This window comes from Cellulomonas sp. P1_C4, from assembly GCF_056406355.1.
Window position 1 is genome coordinate 1 of record NZ_JBFUAI010000022.1, and the last position, 17,772, is coordinate 17,772.

The 17,772-nt window shown below is 73.7% G+C and carries 16 protein-coding genes; 5 read left to right on the top strand and 11 right to left on the bottom strand.

The features are described from left to right. Positions 1–2,208 (bottom strand): aminopeptidase N (gene pepN / locus AC1DYZ_RS16830; RefSeq protein WP_477066287.1); only part of this gene is annotated, 2,208 nt, incomplete at its 3' end. 99 nt (positions 2,209–2,307) lie between these two features. Here pepN and AC1DYZ_RS16835 point away from each other — a divergent pair. The 3 genes from AC1DYZ_RS16835 (at position 2,308) to AC1DYZ_RS16845 (ending at position 5,186) form a co-directional block, all read left to right on the top strand. Beyond that, the gene (locus tag AC1DYZ_RS16835; protein WP_477066288.1) at positions 2,308–3,858 is read left to right on the top strand and encodes a phytoene desaturase family protein; all 1,551 of its coding nucleotides are present in this window, start codon (positions 2,308–2,310) and stop codon (positions 3,856–3,858) included. 66 nt (positions 3,859–3,924) lie between these two features. Next, complete coding sequence (locus AC1DYZ_RS16840) at positions 3,925–4,545, top strand: mycothiol-dependent nitroreductase Rv2466c family protein (RefSeq protein WP_477066289.1); 621 nt, start codon at positions 3,925–3,927, stop codon at positions 4,543–4,545. A 110-nt stretch (positions 4,546–4,655) separates the two neighbouring features. Continuing rightward, positions 4,656–5,186: a hypothetical protein gene (locus AC1DYZ_RS16845; protein WP_477066290.1), complete on the top strand. Its 531-nt coding sequence runs from the start codon at positions 4,656–4,658 to the stop codon at positions 5,184–5,186. A gap of 38 nt (positions 5,187–5,224) precedes the next feature. Here the strand turns inward: AC1DYZ_RS16845 and AC1DYZ_RS16850 are convergent, their stop codons facing one another. Then, positions 5,225–7,213, bottom strand: a complete 1,989-nt coding sequence (locus tag AC1DYZ_RS16850) for a M13 family metallopeptidase (RefSeq protein WP_477066291.1) — start codon at positions 7,211–7,213, stop codon at positions 5,225–5,227. Between the two features lie 92 nt (positions 7,214–7,305). Here AC1DYZ_RS16850 and AC1DYZ_RS16855 point away from each other — a divergent pair, with 92 nt between their 5' ends. Further along, on the top strand, positions 7,306–7,755 hold the full coding sequence (locus AC1DYZ_RS16855) for a ribose-5-phosphate isomerase (protein WP_456825618.1): 450 nt from the start codon (positions 7,306–7,308) through the stop codon (positions 7,753–7,755). Here the strand turns inward: AC1DYZ_RS16855 and AC1DYZ_RS16860 are convergent, their stop codons facing one another. Next, positions 7,756–9,024 carry a GNAT family N-acetyltransferase gene (locus AC1DYZ_RS16860; protein WP_477066292.1) on the bottom strand — a complete coding sequence of 423 codons (1,269 nt, stop codon included), beginning with the start codon at positions 9,022–9,024 and terminating at the stop codon, positions 7,756–7,758. Between the two features lie 96 nt (positions 9,025–9,120). Between AC1DYZ_RS16860 and AC1DYZ_RS16865 the strand changes: the two genes are divergently transcribed. Continuing rightward, positions 9,121–10,212, top strand: coding sequence for a PP2C family protein-serine/threonine phosphatase (locus AC1DYZ_RS16865; RefSeq protein WP_477066293.1), 1,092 nt, complete (start codon positions 9,121–9,123; stop codon positions 10,210–10,212). A gap of 1 nt (position 10,213) precedes the next feature. Here the strand turns inward: AC1DYZ_RS16865 and AC1DYZ_RS16870 are convergent, their stop codons facing one another. From AC1DYZ_RS16870 to AC1DYZ_RS16905, 8 genes are all read right to left on the bottom strand, one after another. Then, positions 10,214–12,157, bottom strand: coding sequence for an acyltransferase family protein (locus AC1DYZ_RS16870; RefSeq protein ID WP_477066294.1), 1,944 nt, complete (start codon positions 12,155–12,157; stop codon positions 10,214–10,216). Positions 12,158–12,257: 100 nt separating this feature from the next. Further along, positions 12,258–12,587, bottom strand: a complete 330-nt coding sequence (locus tag AC1DYZ_RS16875) for an MGMT family protein (protein ID WP_477066295.1) — start codon at positions 12,585–12,587, stop codon at positions 12,258–12,260. A gap of 32 nt (positions 12,588–12,619) precedes the next feature. Next, complete coding sequence (locus tag AC1DYZ_RS16880) at positions 12,620–13,663, bottom strand: LLM class F420-dependent oxidoreductase (protein WP_477066296.1); 1,044 nt, start codon at positions 13,661–13,663, stop codon at positions 12,620–12,622. 45 nt (positions 13,664–13,708) lie between these two features. Continuing rightward, positions 13,709–14,704: a DUF1648 domain-containing protein gene (locus AC1DYZ_RS16885; protein ID WP_477066297.1), complete on the bottom strand. Its 996-nt coding sequence runs from the start codon at positions 14,702–14,704 to the stop codon at positions 13,709–13,711. Then, positions 14,701–15,051, bottom strand: a complete 351-nt coding sequence (locus tag AC1DYZ_RS16890) for a GntR family transcriptional regulator (protein WP_477066298.1) — start codon at positions 15,049–15,051, stop codon at positions 14,701–14,703. The genes AC1DYZ_RS16885 and AC1DYZ_RS16890 overlap by 4 nt, the downstream gene beginning before the upstream one ends. Positions 15,052–15,195: 144 nt before the next feature. After that, positions 15,196–15,780 carry a serine O-acetyltransferase EpsC gene (gene epsC, locus AC1DYZ_RS16895; RefSeq protein ID WP_477066299.1) on the bottom strand — a complete coding sequence of 195 codons (585 nt, stop codon included), beginning with the start codon at positions 15,778–15,780 and terminating at the stop codon, positions 15,196–15,198. A 44-nt stretch (positions 15,781–15,824) separates the two neighbouring features. Then, a complete protein-coding gene (cysK, locus tag AC1DYZ_RS16900) occupies positions 15,825–16,760 on the bottom strand; it encodes a cysteine synthase A (RefSeq protein ID WP_477066300.1) in 936 nt (311 codons plus the stop codon). A gap of 376 nt (positions 16,761–17,136) precedes the next feature. Beyond that, on the bottom strand, positions 17,137–17,763 hold the full coding sequence (locus AC1DYZ_RS16905; RefSeq protein WP_477066301.1) for an SGNH/GDSL hydrolase family protein: 627 nt from the start codon (positions 17,761–17,763) through the stop codon (positions 17,137–17,139). Between the last annotated feature and the right edge of the window lie 9 nt (positions 17,764–17,772).

The following is a 17,772-nucleotide window of genomic DNA, read 5'->3' on the forward strand; positions in this document are numbered from 1 at the left end:
GGCGGCGGCCGCGGCGCGCTGACCGGTGGCCGTCGCGTCGTCGGCCAGCTGGGCGGCGATGTCGGCCTCGGCTGCGCGGCCGCCCGCGACGAGCGACGTGAGCAGCTCCCAGCGCAGGTCGGTGTCGATCGACAGGCCGTCGAGGGTGGCCTTCCCGTCCAGCAGGTCGCGGACGGCGTCGAGCTGACCGGTGGTCGCGGCGCGCCCGGCGAAGGCCTTCACCAGCTGCAGCTGCGTGTCCGAGCCGGCCTCGGCGGCGCGCGCGAGCTCGAGCAGGCGGTCGGCCGCGGCGACCTCGGTGGCCGAGCGGTGCTCGGGGGCCACGTACAGGTCGAGCGCGGTGGTCAGCTGGCGCAGGAGCACCAGCACCACCGAGGAGTCGGTCTCGTGCGCGATGTTGTTCAGCACCAGGTCGACGAAGTCGCGCGCGGGCGTCTCGCCGTCCCGCGTCGCGTCCCAGGCGGCCGTCCACACCAGCGTGCGGGGCAGGGAGTCGTCGAACGAGCCCAGCAGGTCGATCGACGCGGCAAGCGACCGGTCGTCGAGCCGGACCTTGGCGTACGCGAGGTCGTCGTCGTTGACCAGCAGGAGCGCCGGGCGCGGCACGCCGACCAGCGCGGGCACCTCGGTGCGCGGGCCGTCGATGTCGAGCTCGACGTGCACCGTGCGGGCCAGCCGGCCCGTGGTCGGGTCGGGGTCGTAGCCGCCGATCGCGAGGCGGTGCGGGCGCTGGACGGGGTACTCGGCGGGCACCTCCTGCAGGACCGCGAACGACGTGATGACGTCGGCGTCGTCGACCTCGAGCGACGGGCGCAGCAGGGTCACGCCGGCCCTCTCCAGCCAGAGGCCCGACCACGCGGAGAGGTCGCGGCCGCTGGTGGCCTCGAGCTCCGTGAGGAAGTCGCGCAGCTCGGTGTTGCCCCACGCGTGCTTGGCGAAGTAGGCGCGCACGCCCGCGAAGAACTCGTCCTGACCCACCCACGACACCAGCTGCTTGAGCACGCTCGCGCCCTTGGCGTACGTGATGCCGTCGAAGTTGACCTCGACGTCCTCGAGGTCGCGCATGTCGGCGACGATCGGGTGCGTCGATGGCAGCTGGTCCTGGCGGTAGGCCCAGTTCTTCTCCAGCGACGAGAACGTGGTCCACGCGCTGGTCCAGCGCGTGGCCTCCGCGGTCGCGAGCGTCGACATGTACTCGGCGAACGACTCGTTCAGCCACAGGTCGTCCCACCAGCGCATGGTCACCAGGTCGCCGAACCACATGTGCGCGAGCTCGTGCAGGATCGTCACCGCACGGCGCTCGATGGTGGCCTCGGGGACCTTGGACCGGAACACGTAGGACTCGAGGAACGTCACCGCGCCGGCGTTCTCCATGGCCCCCGCGTTGAACTCCGGCACGAAGAGCTGGTCGTACTTGGCGAACGGGTACGGGACCCCGAAGGCACGCTCGTAGAAGTCGAAGCCCGCGCGGGTGATGTCGACGATGTTGTCAGTGTCGAGGTGCTCCGCCAGCGACCCACGGCAGTAGACGCCGAGCGGGATGGTGCGGCCGTCCTGGCTCGAGAGCTCGCGGTGCTCCGCGTGGTACGGCCCGGCGATGATCGCGGTGATGTACGAGGCGATCCGCGGCGTGGTCTCGAACGTCCAGGTCGCGGTGCCCTTGTCCACGCCGCCGTTGCGGTTGACGCCGTCCTCGACCACCACGGGCATGCCGACCTGCGGGTAGTTGGAGACGACCGTCCAGTGCGCCGGGGCGGTCACGGTGAACGTGAAGTTCGCCTTGAGGTCGGGCTGCTCGAACACCGCGAACACGCGCCGGGAGTCGGCGACCTCGAACTGGGAGTACAGGTAGACCTCGTCGTCCACCGGGTCGACGAAACGGTGCAGCCCCTCGCCGGTGTTCATGTAGGCGGCGTCGGCGACGACCAGGAGCTCGTTGGTCGCGGCGAGGTCGTCGAGCCGGATCCGGGAGTCCGCGACCACGTCGGCGACGTCCAGCGACCGGCCGTTGAGCACCACCTCGTGCACGGTCGGCGCGATGAGGTCGATGAAGGTGCTCGCGCCCGGGTCCGCCGCGAACCGCACCACCGTGCGGGAGGCGAAGGTCGTCGGCCCCGTCGTCAGGTCGAGGGTGACCTCGTACGACTCGGAACGGACGACGGCGGCGCGCTCGCGCGCCTCGGCACGGGTGAGGTTCTCTCCAGGCACGCAGGTACTCCTTGGGAGGCGATGGGCTGGCTCTTGGCCGGGTCGATCATCGCACCTGCGGGCGGTCGATCTCCTGCCGTGCGGGCCTAGGGTCGACGCGTGCACGCGACGTACGACGCCGTCATCGTCGGCGGGGGCCACAACGGGCTGACCGCCGCGGCCTACCTGGCCCGTGCCGGGCGGTCCGTGCTGCTGCTCGAGCGCGCCGACCACGTGGGCGGCGCGACGCAGTCGGCGCGGGTGTTCCCCGGCGTGGACGCCCGCGTCTCGCGGTACTCGTACCTGGTCTCGCTGATGCCGCGGCAGGTGCGCGACGAGCTGGGCCTGCGGCTCGACCTGCGCCGCCGCCGCATTGCGTCGTACACGCCGTCGGGGGACCGCGGCCTCCTGGTGGACACCGCCGACGACGCTGCGACGGCCGCGTCGTTCGCCGACGTCGGCGCGGCCGGCGATCTCGCCGCCTTCCGCGCGTTCGGCGCGCGCACCGCGGCGCTCGCGGAACGCCTCTGGCCGACGATGACCGAGCCGCTGCTGTCGACGGAGGACGCCCGGCGGCTGCTGGGGCCGGACGACTGGCGCGACCTCGTCGAGCGGCCGATCGGCGAGGTGGTCGACGCGACGTTCGGCACCGACCTCGTGCGTGGCGTCGTGCTCACCGACGCGCTGATCGGCACCTTCGCCCGCACCCACGACCCCGACGGGCGCGCGAACCGCTGCTTCCTCTACCACGTGATCGGCGGCGGGACCGGGGACTGGGACGTGCCGGTCGGGGGGATGGGCGCGGTGAGCGGCGCGCTGGAGTCCGCGGCCCGGGCGGCCGGGGCCGAGGTGCGCACGTCGGCCGAGGTCGTCGCGATCGAGCCGGGGAGCGCGTCGGCGCCGGCCGAGGTCGTGTGGACGGACGGCGAGGACGGCACCGAGCGCAGGGTCGGCGCCCGGCACGTCCTCGCGGCCTGCGCGCCGGCGGTCCTCGACCGGCTGCTCGGGCGTGCGCCGTCCGGCCCGGCGCCCGAAGGCGCCCAGCTCAAGCTGAACATGCTCCTCACGCGCCTGCCGCGCCTGCGTTCCGGCGTCGACCCTCGCGTCGCCTTCGCCGGGACCTTCCACGTGCACGAGTCCGCGACCGAGCTGGAGACCGCCTACCGCGAGGCGGCCGCCGGACGGATCCCGCAGACGCCCCCCGTGGAGACGTACTGCCACTCGCTCACCGACGACTCCATCCTCGGCCCCGGGCTGCGCGCGTCCGGCCACCAGACGCTCACCGCCTTCGGGCTGCACATGCCCGCCCGGCTCTTCGTCGCGGACCCCGAGGGCGCCCGCAGCGCGGCGCTCGCGGCGACGCTCCGCTCGATCGACAGCGTGCTGGCCGAGCCGCTGAGGGACTGCCTCGCGCTCGACGAGCACGGCGACCCCTGCCTCGAGGTGCGCAGCCCGGTCGACCTCGAGGCGGACGTGGGCCTGCCCGCCGGCCACATCTTCCACCGCGACCTGTCCTGGCCGTGGGCGGAGACGGACGACGAGGTCGGGACGTGGGGCGTCGGCACGTCGGACGCTCGTGTCCTGCTCGCGGGAGCCGGTGCCCGGCGCGGCGGCGGTGTCAGCGGCATCCCGGGCCGGGCCGCGGCCCTGCACGTGCTCGCCAACCTCTGACCACCAGGGGAATACAGGGACGTTCCCCGATGGTTGCGCGAGGCACCCACACCTTCGGAGGACCTTGTGACGAGCACGCCCACCACCCGCCCCGTCGTCGACTTCTGGTTCGACCCCGCCTGCCCGTGGGCGTGGATGACCTCCCGCTGGATGGACGAGGTCAGCGCCATCCGGGACGTCGACGTTCGCTGGCACGTGATGAGCCTGTCGGTCCTCAACGAGAAGCGGGACGACCTGCCGCAGCAGTACCGCGACATGCTGGACGAGGGCTGGGGCCCGGTCCGCGTCATCGTCGCCGCCGCCCGCGACCACGGCGAGCAGGTCATCAAGCCGCTCTACGACGCCATGGGCACGCGCCGCCACCCGGGCGGACGCAAGGACACCGCCGCGATCATCGCCGAGTCCCTCGCCGAGGTCGGTCTGCCGGCCGAGCTGGCCGACGTCGCCGGGACGGACGAGGTCGACGTGCTGCTGCGCGAGTCGCACGGCGAGGGCATCGGGCTCGTCGGCGAGGAGGTGGGCACGCCGGTGGTCGCCATCGACGGGGTCGGCTTCTTCGGCCCGGTCATCACCCCGGCTCCGAAGGGCGAGGACGCGGGACGGCTGTTCGACGGCCTCGCGCTCATGACCACCGTGCCCGGCTTCTACGAGCTCAAGCGCACCCGGACCGCCGGCCCGTCCTTCTGATCGCCTGACCAGGACGATTGGCCCGTCCGGTTCGTCCCGTGTGATCCTGGTCGCCGAGCCCGCCCGAGCACCGGGCGGGCCGGCGTCCCCACGGGGAGGATCGGAGCGGTATGACCTCGGCGCGCAACGTCCGGCTCTTCGTCATCGTCGACGTGGTGCTCGTCGTGCTCGCCGTGGTGCTGCTGCTCATGTTCATGAACAACGACGGCGACGGCGGCGGCGACTCTGCCGGTCAGACGCCGGCCGCGACAGCGTCGGCGGGCCCGTCGGCCAGCTCGTCCTCCACCTCCACGGAGCCGGTCGCGTTCGCGCTGCCCAGCGGCAACATCCAGTGCCTGATGTCGGTCGACGGCGTGACCTGCACCATCGCCAGCTACACGTACGCGCCGCCCGTCGTCGCGGGCTGCGCCGAGGTCACCGGGCACGTGCTGGTGCTCAACAGCGACGGAGTCGCGTTCGACTGCGTGAGCGGCCCCCCGCCGGCGGTCGCCGGTGACGACGTGCCGGTGCTCGAGTACGGGCAGGCGACGAGCGTGGGCGCGTACACCTGCAGCAGCGGGACCGACGGCGTGCAGTGCGTGGATGGGTCGGGCGTCGGCTTCAAGCTCGCGAGGGCCTCCTGGTCCGAGCTGCCGGCGTAGCGGCGGCCCGCCCGGACCAGGGCGCCCTGCTCAGCTGATCACCAGATCCGCACGCGCTCCTGCGGCGGGAGGTACAGCGCGTCGCCGGGCTGCACGTCGTACGCCGCGTAGAACTCGTCGACGTTGCGCACGACGCCGTTGCAGCGGAACTCGTTGGGCGAGTGCGGGTCCATGGCGAGGCGGCGGATGATCTCCTCGTCGCGGCCCTTCGCCTGCCACACCTGCGCCCAGCCGAGCAGCACGCGCTGCACGCCGGTCAGCCCGTCGATCACGGGGGCCTCGTCCAGGGGCCGGCCCAGCGCGATCCGGTACGCCTGCAGCGCGATCGACAGCCCGCCGAGGTCGCCGATGTTCTCGCCGATGGTCAGCTCGCCGTTGACGTGGTGCGACCCGCCCAGCTGCACGGGGGAGAACTCCGAGTACTGGTCGATGAGCGCCTTGGTCCGGGTCTCGAACTCGGCGCGGTCCGCGGCCGTCCACCAGTCCTCGAGCCGTCCGTCGCCGTCGTACTTCGACCCCTGGTCGTCGAACCCGTGGCCGATCTCGTGCCCGATGACCGCCCCGATGCCGCCGTAGTTGGCGGCGTCGTCGGCCTCGGCGTCGAAGAACGGCGGCTGGAGGATCGCGGCGGGGAACACGATCTCGTTCATGCCGGGGTTGTAGTACGCGTTGACGGTCTGCGGCGTCATGAACCACTCGTCGCGGTCGATGGGCTTGCCGATCTTGCCCAGCTCGCGGTCCTGCTCGAACGCGTTGGCGCGGCGGACGTTGCCCAGCAGGTCGTCGGCCGTGACCTCGAGCGTGCCGTAGTCGCGCCAGCGGGCCGGGTAGCCGATCTTCGGCGTGAACGCCTCGAGCTTGGCCAGGGCCTTGGAGCGCGTCTCCTCGCCCATCCAGTCCAGCTGCGAGATCGACTCGCGGTAGGCGGCCACGAGATTGGCCACGAGCCCTTCCATGCGCTCCTTGTGCGCGGGCGGGAAGTGCCGCTCGACGTAGACCTTGCCGACGGCCTCACCGAGCACGCCCTGCACCAGGGAGACGCCGCGCTTCCACCGGTCACGCAGCTCCTGCGCGCCGGTCAGCGTCCGGCCGTAGAAGTCGAAGTTCGCCTCCACCAGCTCGTCGCTGAGGTACGGCGCCCGGTCGGAGATGACGTGGTAGGCAGCCCACGCCTGCCAGTCGGCCAGCGGCTCGCTGGCCCACAGCACCGCGAACGCCTCGGCGAACGACGGCTCGCGCACCACCAGCTGGTCGAACGACCCCGCCGGCGCCCCCAGCGCGAGGACCCACGAGTTCCAGTCGAAGCCCGGCGCGCGCGCCGCGAGCTCGGTCAGGCTCAGCGCGTTGTAGGTGAGGTCGGCGTCGCGGTCCTTGACCACGTCCCAGTGGCCGGCGGCGAGCTTGGTCTCCAGCGCGACGACGCGGCCCGCGAGGTCGTCGGCGGCTGCGTCGTCCGCGGCGGCCCCCCCGAGGCGCAGCATGCGCGCGACGTGCGGGCGGTAGGCCGCGAGCACCTCGGCGTACTGCTCGTCGCGGTAGTAGGCCTCGTCCGGCAGCCCCAGACCGCCCTGCACGAGGTGCACGACGTACCGGGTGGGCTCCTTGGCGTCGTTGTCCACGTAGAACCCGACGACGCCACCGGCGCCGGTGCGCTGCAGGGCGCCCAGCGCCCCGGTCAGCTCGGCCTGCGTCGCCGCGGACTCCAGCAGCGCAAGGTCGGTGCGCAGGGGAGCCGTGCCGGCGGCGGCGATGGCGTCGGTGTCCATGAACGACGCGTAGACCGCACCGACCTTGGCCTCGACGGGATCGGTCGACCGACCTTCGGCGGCGGCGGCACCGGCGTCGGCGATGATGTCGCGCACCTGCTCCTCCGCCTGGTCGTGCAGGGCGCGGAACGAGCCGTCCATCGCGCGGTCGGCCGGGATCTCGTGCGAGGCGAGCCACCGGCCGTTCACGTGGGCGTAGAGGTCGTCCTGGGGACGGACCGAGGGGTCGAGGGCGGTGAGGTCGATGCCACTGCGCGTCATGGGCGACAGCCTAGGTTCGGGGGCAGGGACGAGGTCGTCTCTTATGCCGAGGGCGGACGGCCGCACGCCGACCAGTCCGGCAGGATGGGCCCATGCGCATCCACGTCGCCTCCGACCACGCCGGCTACGAGCTGAAGGTGGCGCTCGTCGAGCACCTCGGCGCCGCCGGCCACGACGTCGTCGACCACGGCGCCCACACCTACGACGCCCAGGACGACTACCCGCCGTTCTGCTTCGCCGCCGGCGAGGCCGTCGTCGCGGACCCCGGCTCGCTCGGCGTCGTCATCGGCGGGTCGGGCAACGGCGAGCAGATCGCCGCCAACAAGGTCGCCGGCGTGCGCGCGGCCCTCGCGTGGAACCTGACCACCGCCCAGCTCGGCCGGCAGCACAACGACGCGAACGTCGTCGCGATCGGGGCGCGCCAGCACTCCCTGGACGAGGCGCTCGCGCTGGTGGACGCGTTCGTGGCCGAGCCGTTCAGCCACGACCCGCGCCACCAGCGCCGGATCGACCTGCTCGCGGACTACGAAGCCGGTCGCTGACTACCAGACGTACGAGCAGAAGGGCGCGACGGGCCACAGGAACGCCGCCGCGGCGGACTGCAGCGCGCCGGGCGTCTCCTCGACCGCCAGACCGGCCCGGGCCTGTGCCGCGAGCGACCGACCGCCCAGGTAGGCGGCCCCGAGCTCGCGGACGTCGAGCCGCAGGTCGGCGGCCTCGTGCGTGCGGACGACGGTCGCGGCGAACGTCCCGTCCGCCTCCGCCTCACCCGTGACCAGCCGCCAGCGACCGGCGTTCGCGGGCAGCCGCGCGTCGGTCACCTCGAGGACCACGTCGACCGGCGCCGCGTACCGTCGGCCGGCCAGGGCGACCGGCAGGTCGAGCAGGCGGATCCACAGGTTGTCGTTCACCTTGGGCACGATGGCGCGGGGGTCCACCAGCAGGTGCAGGAGCGCATCGTCGACGGGGAGCATCGGACCCTCGACGGTGGCGGTGAGGTCGAGATCGAGCAGGAACGCCCAGAGGGTGTGCGTGGCCGCGGGGTCGAGCGCCACGGCCTCACGGACCTTGACCATGCCGGCCGAGCCGCCCTCCGCCCAGTTCTCCTTGCGTCGGAACAGCGCGTACGCGCGCACCGCCCCGGCCGCGTCGTGCACGGTGACGATGCGCAGCGGCTCGCCGCCGTCCCGCCACTCCGGCGGGTCGACCACGGCGCGCGTGCGCCACGCGTCGCTGTCGCGCGTCGTCCAGCCCGGTCGGCCGGCGCCGCCTGCCCGGTGGATCTCGTCGACGACCGTGCTGTGCACCGCGACGTCGGCCGTCGCGAGCCTGACGGTCAGCCCGTCCCTGCCGGCCACGTCCCGCAACGCGGCGCCGCGGGCGATCTTCACGCGGACGTCGTCGGCGGCCGAGCCGTAGCCGTACCGGCCGTAGATCGCGTGCTCGGCCGCGAACAGCGCAGAGACGGGTTCCGCGCGCGCGAGCGAGCGGGCGAAGTGCGACTCGATCATGGCCGTGAGCAGGCCCCGGCGGCGCTGGTCGGGCCGCGCGCCCACCCACGTCAGGCCCGAGCACGCGATCGTGTCGCCCGGCACCGGCAGGGCGTGCTCGTACGAGGCGTGGACCGCCGCGAGGCGGCCGTCCGGGTCCTCCACCGCCTGCGCGCGATCCCAGGCGAAGGTGATCGGCACGAGTGCGTCCGTCTCGGGCGTCGGGTGGAACCCGAACGCGAGCTGGTCGACCTCGAGGAACTCGCCCTTGCGGCTCTCAGGGACGTCGACGAGGCGGTATCCGGCGGGGAGGGGGCTCATGCCAGCCATCGTGCGCCATCGGAGGTCGCGGTGGCACCCCCATTTCCGGCGCGGACGACGCATGGCGGGCGTGCGACCTGCGGATACGCTCGCCGGGTGTGGGGGAGACGACGGGCACCGGAGCAGGGGCGCTTCACGCGCGCCACGCTCGCGCTGCGCCGGTGGAGCGGGCGGTCGCAGGCGAGCCTGACGGCCGTGCTGGTGCTGTGCGCCGGGCTCGTGACCGTCGGGGTCGCGCAGCTGCCCGAGTGGGTGCCGCCGTCGACCTTCCTGCTGCTCGAGGTCGTCGCGGCGTTCCTGCTCCGGCTCCGCACCCTGGTGGTGCTCGGCGTCGTCGTCCTGGGCTGCGCCTGGGGCCTGTGGTGGTGGGGTGCGCCGACCATGATCCCCGGCATCCTCGTCGTCATCACGGCGTCGGTGGTCGCGATCGTGGCGTTCGCGCGCGAGCGGGAACGGCTCGGGCTGCAGGGCGCTCCCGGCGACCTCATGCTGGTCGACCTGCGCGACCGGCTCGCCGCCCACGGGCGCGTCCCGCCGCTGCCGGAGGGGTGGAGCGTCGACAGCGAGATCCGGTCCGCCCACGCCGACGGCTTCTCCGGCGACTTCATGGTCGCGGGGGCCCGGTCCGGTGGCACCGCGCTCGAGATCGTGCTGGTCGACGTGTCGGGCAAGGGCCTGGACGCCGGCGTGCGCTCGCTGCAGCTGTCCGGCGCGTTCGGCGGCCTGCTCGGCGCGATGCCGCGCGACGAGTTCCTGGCGGCGGCCAACCAGTACCTGATCGACCAGGCGTGGGACGAGGGGTTCGCCACGGCGATCCACGTCGCGGCCGACCTGACCACGGGCGACTTCTGGGTGTCGTCCGCCGGACACCCGCCGGCGGTGCAGCTGCACGCGGGATCGGGTCGCCTCGAGCTGCTCGACACGGTGGGCAGCCCGGCGCTCGGGGTGGTCGCCGGGGTCCGGTGGCAGGCCCGCGCCGGCCGCCTCGACCACGGCGACGTGCTCCTGCTCTACACCGACGGCCTCATCGAGAAGCGCGGCGGTGACCTCGACCAGGGGATCGACCGGCTGATGGGCGCGGCCGACCGGGTGCTCGCGTCCGGCCGCGGCACCGCGGCAGCGGTGCTGGCAGGCGTGCGGGCGGGCGACGACGACGACCGTGCAGTCGTGCTGCTGCGGCGCGCCTGACTCAGGGCTGGATCGAGGCCGCCAGCCAGTCGGCGTAGCCGTCGCGCCCGCCGCCGGTCCGCAGGTGGATGTCGTCGCCGTACAGCCAGTCGCGGTGCCCACCCGCCAGGGTGTTCCAGTCGAGCACGTGCGCGTTCGGGTACTCGGGGACCACCCGGGCGAACAGGTCGTTGTCGTAGCCCGCCCACGTCCGCGGGACGTGCACGTTCACCAGGTAGACCCGGCGGTCCTTGGTCAGGTCGAGGAACGCCCGGAGCGTGGCCTCGTCGATGGGACCGTTGGTCCCGCCGTGCACGATGACGGTGTGGCCGAGCGTGCCGGCCGCGGCCACGGCGCGGACCTGATCCACCATGGTGCCGAACTGGCGGGACTCCACCGCGTCGACCGCGATGCCGCGGGCGGCGAGCTCGGCGGCGGCGCCGAGCATCACCGAGTCGCCGAACGCGGAGGCACCGCCGATCTCCTCGGGCGGCGGTGGCGGCGGGACGACCGCGACCGTCGGGGTGGGCGTGGGGGTGCTGGTGACCGTCGGCGTCGGTGCGGAGGTCGTCGTGTGGGTCGGTGACGGTCGCAACGACGTCATGGTCGGCTGGGCGCCCGGTCGCCACGCGGCGGCGTCGGTCGTCGCGCCGGGGACCTGGGCGAGGGCGGCGGTCGCGGCCCCGCCGACGATGAGCAGCCCGACCGCGGCCGCGACCACCCGCAGGAGCGTCCGCGGCCCGTCACCGCCCGGTCGGCGGACGCCGGCGAGCACGCGACCCAGCGACCCGTTGCGCACGGGGAGCTCGACGCAGCGGTACGACAGCTCCGCGATGCCGAGCACCGCAGCGAGTCGCAGGGGCGTCGCGAGCCACGGCGAGGCCTCGAGGTCGACGCCCGGACGGGTGAGCATGAGCACGGGCCAGTGCCAGAGGTAGATCCCGTACGAGCGCTCGCCGAGCCAGCGCAGCGGCTGCAGGCCGAGGGCGCGGCCGAGGATGCCGGCCGGGTCGGCGACCGCCGCGACGAGCACGGCGGCCAGCAACGAGAAGGCGAGGAAGCCGCCGCGGTACAGCGCCGCGCTGAACTCGTCGACCCAGACGAAGGCGGCGAGGACGCCGAGCAGGGCCAGGACGCCGAGCACGTCGGTCACCCCGGCCTCGAACCGCCGGACGGAGCTGCCGCGCTCACGCCACCACGGTCCCGACCGCTGCCAGGTGCGCCACGGCATCCAGACCGTGGCCATGGCCGCACCCACCAGCAGGCCCATCGAGTGCGTGTCCGTGCCGAAGTACACGCGGCTCGGGTCGTTCGGTACAGGCGCCGATCCGCGGATGGCCAGGACCGCCATCGTCACCGTGGACACCAGCGCCAGCACGGCCGCCACCTGCCCGACGCGGGCGCGCCCGGCGCGCAGCGCCAGCAGGACCACCAGCGGGAACACCAGGTAGAACTGCTCCTCGATCGCGAGCGACCACAGGTGCTGCAGCAGCGGCGGCCTGCTCACCATCTCGAAGTAGGAGCGCTCGGCCAGCACCTGCCACCAGTTCGACACGTACCCCGCCGCGGCGGCGATGTCCCCGCGCAGCTCGGCCGCCTCGCTCGGCATGGCGACCGCGACGCCGGCCATCGCGAGCAGCAGCAGGCCGAGCGCCGGGAGCAGGCGTCGGGCGCGGCGCGCGTAGAAGCGCCGGAACGAGAAGCGCCCGGTGCCCTCGACCTCGTCGAGCACGAGCGTCGTGATGAGGTAGCCCGACAGGACGAAGAACACGTCGACGCCGAGGAACCCGCCGCGCATCCACGGCGCCCCGAGGTGGTAGACGACGACGCCCGCGACCGCCAGGGCCCGGATCCCGTCGAGCCCGCGCAGGTGGGGCATCCGGGCTGCGGGCTGCACCAGCCGGACCGGCGCAGGGGGTTCCGCGAGGACCACCGCGGGCGCGGAGCGCTGGGCGGTGATGGTCATGGATCCCCCGGTCGGTGCCTCGATCGCGGGCGGCGGACCACCCGTGCGGCCAGGTTAAGTCGGGCGGTGCGGGGCAGAGCGCGAGGACACGCGGGGCGGGTCAGGTCTCCGGGAACCAGATCGCCGTGCGCAGCGCGACCCGCGTGCCGTCGGCGCTCAGCGGAGTCCCCTCGTCGGCCAGCAGGTCCAGCGCGCGGGTCCGGTGCCGGGCCGGCGGGCTCCCCGCGGCGTTGACCACGCGCCACCACGGCACACCCGAACCGGCCCGGCTGAGCACCTGGCCCACCTGCCGCGGACCGCCTCGCCGCCGGCCGTCACGGGCCTCCAGGCGCTCGCCGACGACCTCGGCGATCGTGCCGTACGTCATCGCCCGCCCGGCGGGGATCTCGTCCACGAGGTCGAGCACGGCCTCGGCGTAGTCGTCGTCCATGTCGGCTCCCAGGGTCCGGCTCGACCAGCGGGTCAGGCGGACGGGCGCAGCGCCTCCGCGATCGCCGGGAGGGTCCGCGGGTCGGCCTGCACCAGCATCGTCGTCACCGCCGTCGCCTCCCACGCGGGCAGCTGGGCGCGGAGGTCGTCGACGGTGCCCACGAGCGCGATGTCCCGCACCAGCTCGAGCGGCACCGCGGCGGTCGCCCGGGCACGGTCCCCGGCCAGGTAGTGCGCCTGGATCTCGTCGCACGCCTCGGTGTACCCGAGCCGGTCGAGCACCGCGCGGTGGTAGTTCGCGCCCTTGGCGCCCATCCCGCCGGCATAGAGGGCGATGAACGGGCGGACGCTGTCGGCCGCGCTCTCGACGTCGGCGCCCAGCACCACGGGGACCGTCGCGACGACCTCGAAGTCCTCGATCGCGCTGCGCTCGGGGGCTCGCAGCGCGAAGCCCTCGGCCAGCAGCGCCCGGTACTCGGCGTCCATCCGCGGCGAGTAGAACAACGGGAGCCAGCCGTCCGCGATCTCGGCCGACATGGCGATGTTCTTGGGGCCCTCGGCGGCGAGGTGGATGGGCAGGTCGGCGCGCAGCGGGTGCACGGTCGAGCGCAGGGCCTTGCCCAGGCCGGTGCCCTCGTCGGGTCCCAGGGGCAGGCGGTAGAACTGCCCGTCGAACGTGACCGGCGCCTCGCGGGCGAGGACCTGGCGCACGATCGACACGTACTCCCGGGTGCGGGCCAGCGGGCGGGGGTACGGCTGGCCGTACCAGCCCTCGACCACCTGCGGCCCGGACGCGCCGAGCCCGAGGACGAACCGTCCGCCCGAGAGGTGGTCGAGCGTGAGCGCGGCCATCGCGGCGGCCGTGGGGGTGCGGGCCGAGATCTGGGCGATCGCGGTGCCCAGCCGGATGCGGGTGGTGCGCGAGCCCCACCAGGCGAGCGGGGTCAGGGCGTCGGAGCCGTACGCCTCGGCGGTCCACACCGAGTCGAAACCGAGCTGCTCCGCGCCGAGGACCGCCTCCTGCGCGCCGGGCGGCGGTCCCGCCGACCAGTAGCCCGTGTGGTAGCCCAGCCGCATCGTCAGTCCTCCCGGTCCGGCGTCGCCGTCGACGCCCGCGCCAGGCTACCTGGTACCGCGGGTATCGCGTGCCTGGGGGACGCGGGACCGCGCGGCGAGGGTGTTGAGCAGCGCCGCTCCGGTGCCGGCGTCGTCGACGGTCACGACGAACGACCGCCCGCCGGTGCGCTCGACCTGCAGCCCCTCGCCGGTGCGCAGCACCACGCCGACGCGTCCTCCGCGCCCGACGCGGTAGCCCCAGCCGCCGAACTCCGGGAACGGGCGGACGGTGACGACGTCGGCGCGCACCACCTCGTCGAGGGGCACGACCATCCGCGGCCAGCCGACGGCCGAGCGCACGGTGAGACCGCGGCGGTCGACCGTGACGATGAACCACGTGCTGGCCAGCACGGCGGCCGCGACGACGAGGGCCGGCACCAGCACCAACGGCGTGGAGAGGAGCAGCCCGAGGACCGCGACCAGCACCGCCACGCCGCCGCCGACGAGCAGCGCCACGCGGCTGCGCGCATGCGTGACCCAGCTGGCCGTCTCGTCCGGACGAAGGTCGAGCACGGCGGCCGAGGGCGGCGGCGGCGCGGTCGTCGGGTCGTACGGGTCGCCGGGCGTCAGCCACGCACCCAGGGCGGCCGCGGCGATGCCCACGGCGAACGCGAGTGCGGCGACCAGGCCGATGCTGCTGATGTCCGCGGCGTCGGCCAGCCCGCGCTGCAGGTCGAGCAGCCCGACGGTCACGGTGCAGAGGAACGCGGTGAGCCCGAGGGCCAGCCCGGCGCAGACCCTGCGGACGTATGCGGTACGACCCCAGAAGAACGCGACCGCCCAGCACGCGGCCGCCACGACCAGCGCGATGATCGCGGGCGGCCAGAGCAGGCCGGCGACGGAGCCGAAGCCGTCGGGTCCGTCGTTCCCGAAGTGCACCGCCACGGGATCGGGCAGCTCGTCCCGCCAGGCGCCGGCGACGACGAACGTGCCCGCGACCAGGGCGGCGGGCACGACGGCCGTCAGCACGGTGGTCAGCGTGCGGTGCGGAACGGGGGTCACCGGAGGGCCTCCTTGACGAGGGCTGTCGTGGTCTGGGGTGCGATACCGAGCGACCGGGCGACGCGAACCAGGGTCTCGATGGCGGCGTGCAGCTCGGCGTTGTCCTGCGGTGGCGCGGTCACGACCGCGCCGCGGCCCCGCCGCAGCTCGATCAGACCCTCGTCGCGCAGCTCTTGGTAGGCGCGCAGGACGGTGTGCAGGTTGATGTCGAGGGAGGCGGCCAGGTCCCGGGCGCCGGGCAGGCGCTCGCCATCGGCCAGCTCCCCGCGCGCGACGGCGGCGCGCACCTGCCCGGCCAGCTGCGTGAACAGCGGGTCGGCGGAGGACGGGTCGACGCGGAACAGCACACTCCGACCCTAGTTGTTAGAGGACAACTAGAACAACTTCGGGAACGCGGAGGAACCCGGCCGAAGTCCGGTCGGGTTCCTTGCTCCGCACTGTCGGACCCGGCAGGGCTTCCCAGTCGTCCTTCGCGTTCGTGCGGGCGAGCGTCAGATGTAGATCGCCGGGTCGTCGATCTCGACGTCGAACGGCGCCGCCTTCGGGCGCAGGCGGATGGTCGCGGGGACCCCGACGGCGATCGCCCCCGCGGGGACGTCGTGGATCACGACCGCGTTCGCGCCGATCTGCGCGCCGGGACCGATCCACACCGGACCCAGCACCTTGGCGCCCGCCCCGACGACGACCCCGTCGCCGAGCGTCGGGTGCCGCTTGCCGTGCCGCATCGTCTTGCCGCCGAGGGTCGACCCGTGGAACAGCACCACGTCGTCGCCCACCTCGGCGGTCTCCCCGATGACGACGCCCATGCCGTGGTCGATGAACAGCCGCCGGCCCAGGCGTGCCCCGGGATGGATCTCGATCCCGGTGACTGCCCGCGCGAGCTGGGAGACCAGTCGCGCGGGCAGCTGCAGGCCGGGCTGGTGCCACATCCGGTGCGCCAGCCGGTACACCCACACGGCGTGCACCCCCGGGTACCCGAGGGCGACCTCGGCGAGCGACCGGGCCGCGGGATCGCGGTGCCGGGCGGCCTCGAGGTCCTCCCTCAGGGTGGCGAGGAGGTGCTGGTGCTCGGGCATGGAGCCTTCGTCCTGTGGGGGTGTGCGGGGGACGTGGAGGACGGTCAGTCGAGCAGGTCCGCGTAGAGCACGGTGGACAGGTAGCGCTCACCGAACGACGGGATGATCGCGACGATGAGCTTGCCGGCGTTCTCCGGCCGGTTGGCCAGGATGGTCGCGGCGTGCAGGGCGGCGCCGGACGAGATGCCGACCAGCAGGCCCTCCTCGGCGGCGGCGCGGCGGGCGACCTTGACGGCCGTCTCGGCGTCGACGTCGATGATCTCGTCGTAGATCGTGGTGTCGAGGATCTCGGGCACGAAGTTGGCGCCGATGCCCTGGATCTTGTGCGGGCCGGGGGCGCCGCCGTTGAGGATGGGCGACTCGGCAGGCTCGACGCCGACGATCTGGATGTTCGGGTTGCGCGACTTGAGCACCTGGCCGACGCCCGTGATGGTGCCGCCGGTGCCGATGCCGGCGACGAAGATGTCGATCTTGCCGTCGGTGTCGGCCCAGATCTCCTCGGCCGTGGTGGTGCGGTGGATCTCGGGGTTGGCCTCGTTGGCGAACTGGCGGGCCAGGATGGCACCGTCGCGCTCCTTGACGATCTCGTCGGCCCGGTTGACCGCGCCCTTCATACCCTCGGAGCCCGGCGTGAGGATGAGCTCGGCGCCGAACGCGCGCAGCAGTGCGCGACGCTCCTTCGACATGGTCTCCGGCATGGTCAGGACGACGTCGTAGCCGCGCGCCGCGCCGACGAACGCGAGCGCGATGCCGGTGTTGCCGCTGGTGGCCTCGACGATCGTGCCGCCGGGCTTGAGGTCGCCGGACGCCTCGGCCGCGTCGATGATCGCGACGCCGATGCGGTCCTTGACCGAGTTGGCGGGGTTGTAGAACTCGAGCTTGCCGACGACGGTGGCGGGGGCACCGTCGGTGATCTTGTTGATGCGGACCAGCGGGGTGTTGCCGATGAGCGCCGTCGCGTCGTCGTAGATGCGTGCCATGGTTCCTCTTCGGTCGAAGCTGCCGGCCGGCCGACAGCTGGTGGGGGACTAGCGGAGTCTGGGGCTCCGGCGACGACTGTGCGCCGGTCGGTCAGCGCGGGTCACGGGGGTGTCCACGCCTGGGGCGAGCGCTGGCGCGGGAGGGAACCCGGTCAGGGGATCCTCGCGCGAAGGAACGGCCAGCGCTCTACAGACAGCGACAACAGGGGCGCGCCACGCAGGCGCGCACGAGGACGGCGGGGGCGGCAGCCTGCACGCTCATCGCTTCGTCCTCCGAGACCGTTCGGTCGGTCAGTTCGCTCGTCGTCACGCGGGTGCGGGACACGATCGGCCACGACGCTAGCGTCAACGCCGCCGCGGGCGCAAAGCATCCCCATCAGGTGGACGACGGGCCGATCCCGACCGAGCGCAGCCACGCCTCGGCGAGCAGCCCGTGCCCCGCCGGCGTCGGGTGCACGCCGTCGAAGGCCCACTCCTCCGGGGCCGTGCGGACCGCCGCCGCGGCGAACAGCCCGTCCGCGGGCACCAGCACCGCGCGGTGCTCGGCGGCCACCCGGCGGACCACCGCGATGCGCGGGTCGAGGTCCTCGCGCCAGGCGTGCTGGTCGGCCGTGACGGGCAGCAGGAACGGCTCGACCAGGACCAGGCGGTCGACGGTCGCGACGATCGCCCGGAGGTTGTCCTCGTACTCGTCGGTCGACGTCGGGGTGCCGGCGTCGTAGCGGCGCCAGGTGTCGTTGACGCCGACGAGGATCGAGACGACCGTCGGCGCCAGGCCGGCGGCGTCGGCGTCCCACCGGGCCCGGAGCATCCCGGACGTGTCGCCACCCACGCCCCGGTTGAAAAACGTGAGGCCGAGGTCCGGCCGGCGGGCCCCCGCGAGCGCCGCGACGATGCCCGCGTACCCGTGGCCGAGGCTCGTCGGGTCGGAACGGTCCCGGCCCCAGTCGGTGATGGAGTCGCCCGTGAGCAGGACGCGGTCGTCGGGCTGCAGGAACGTCACGGCGGCACG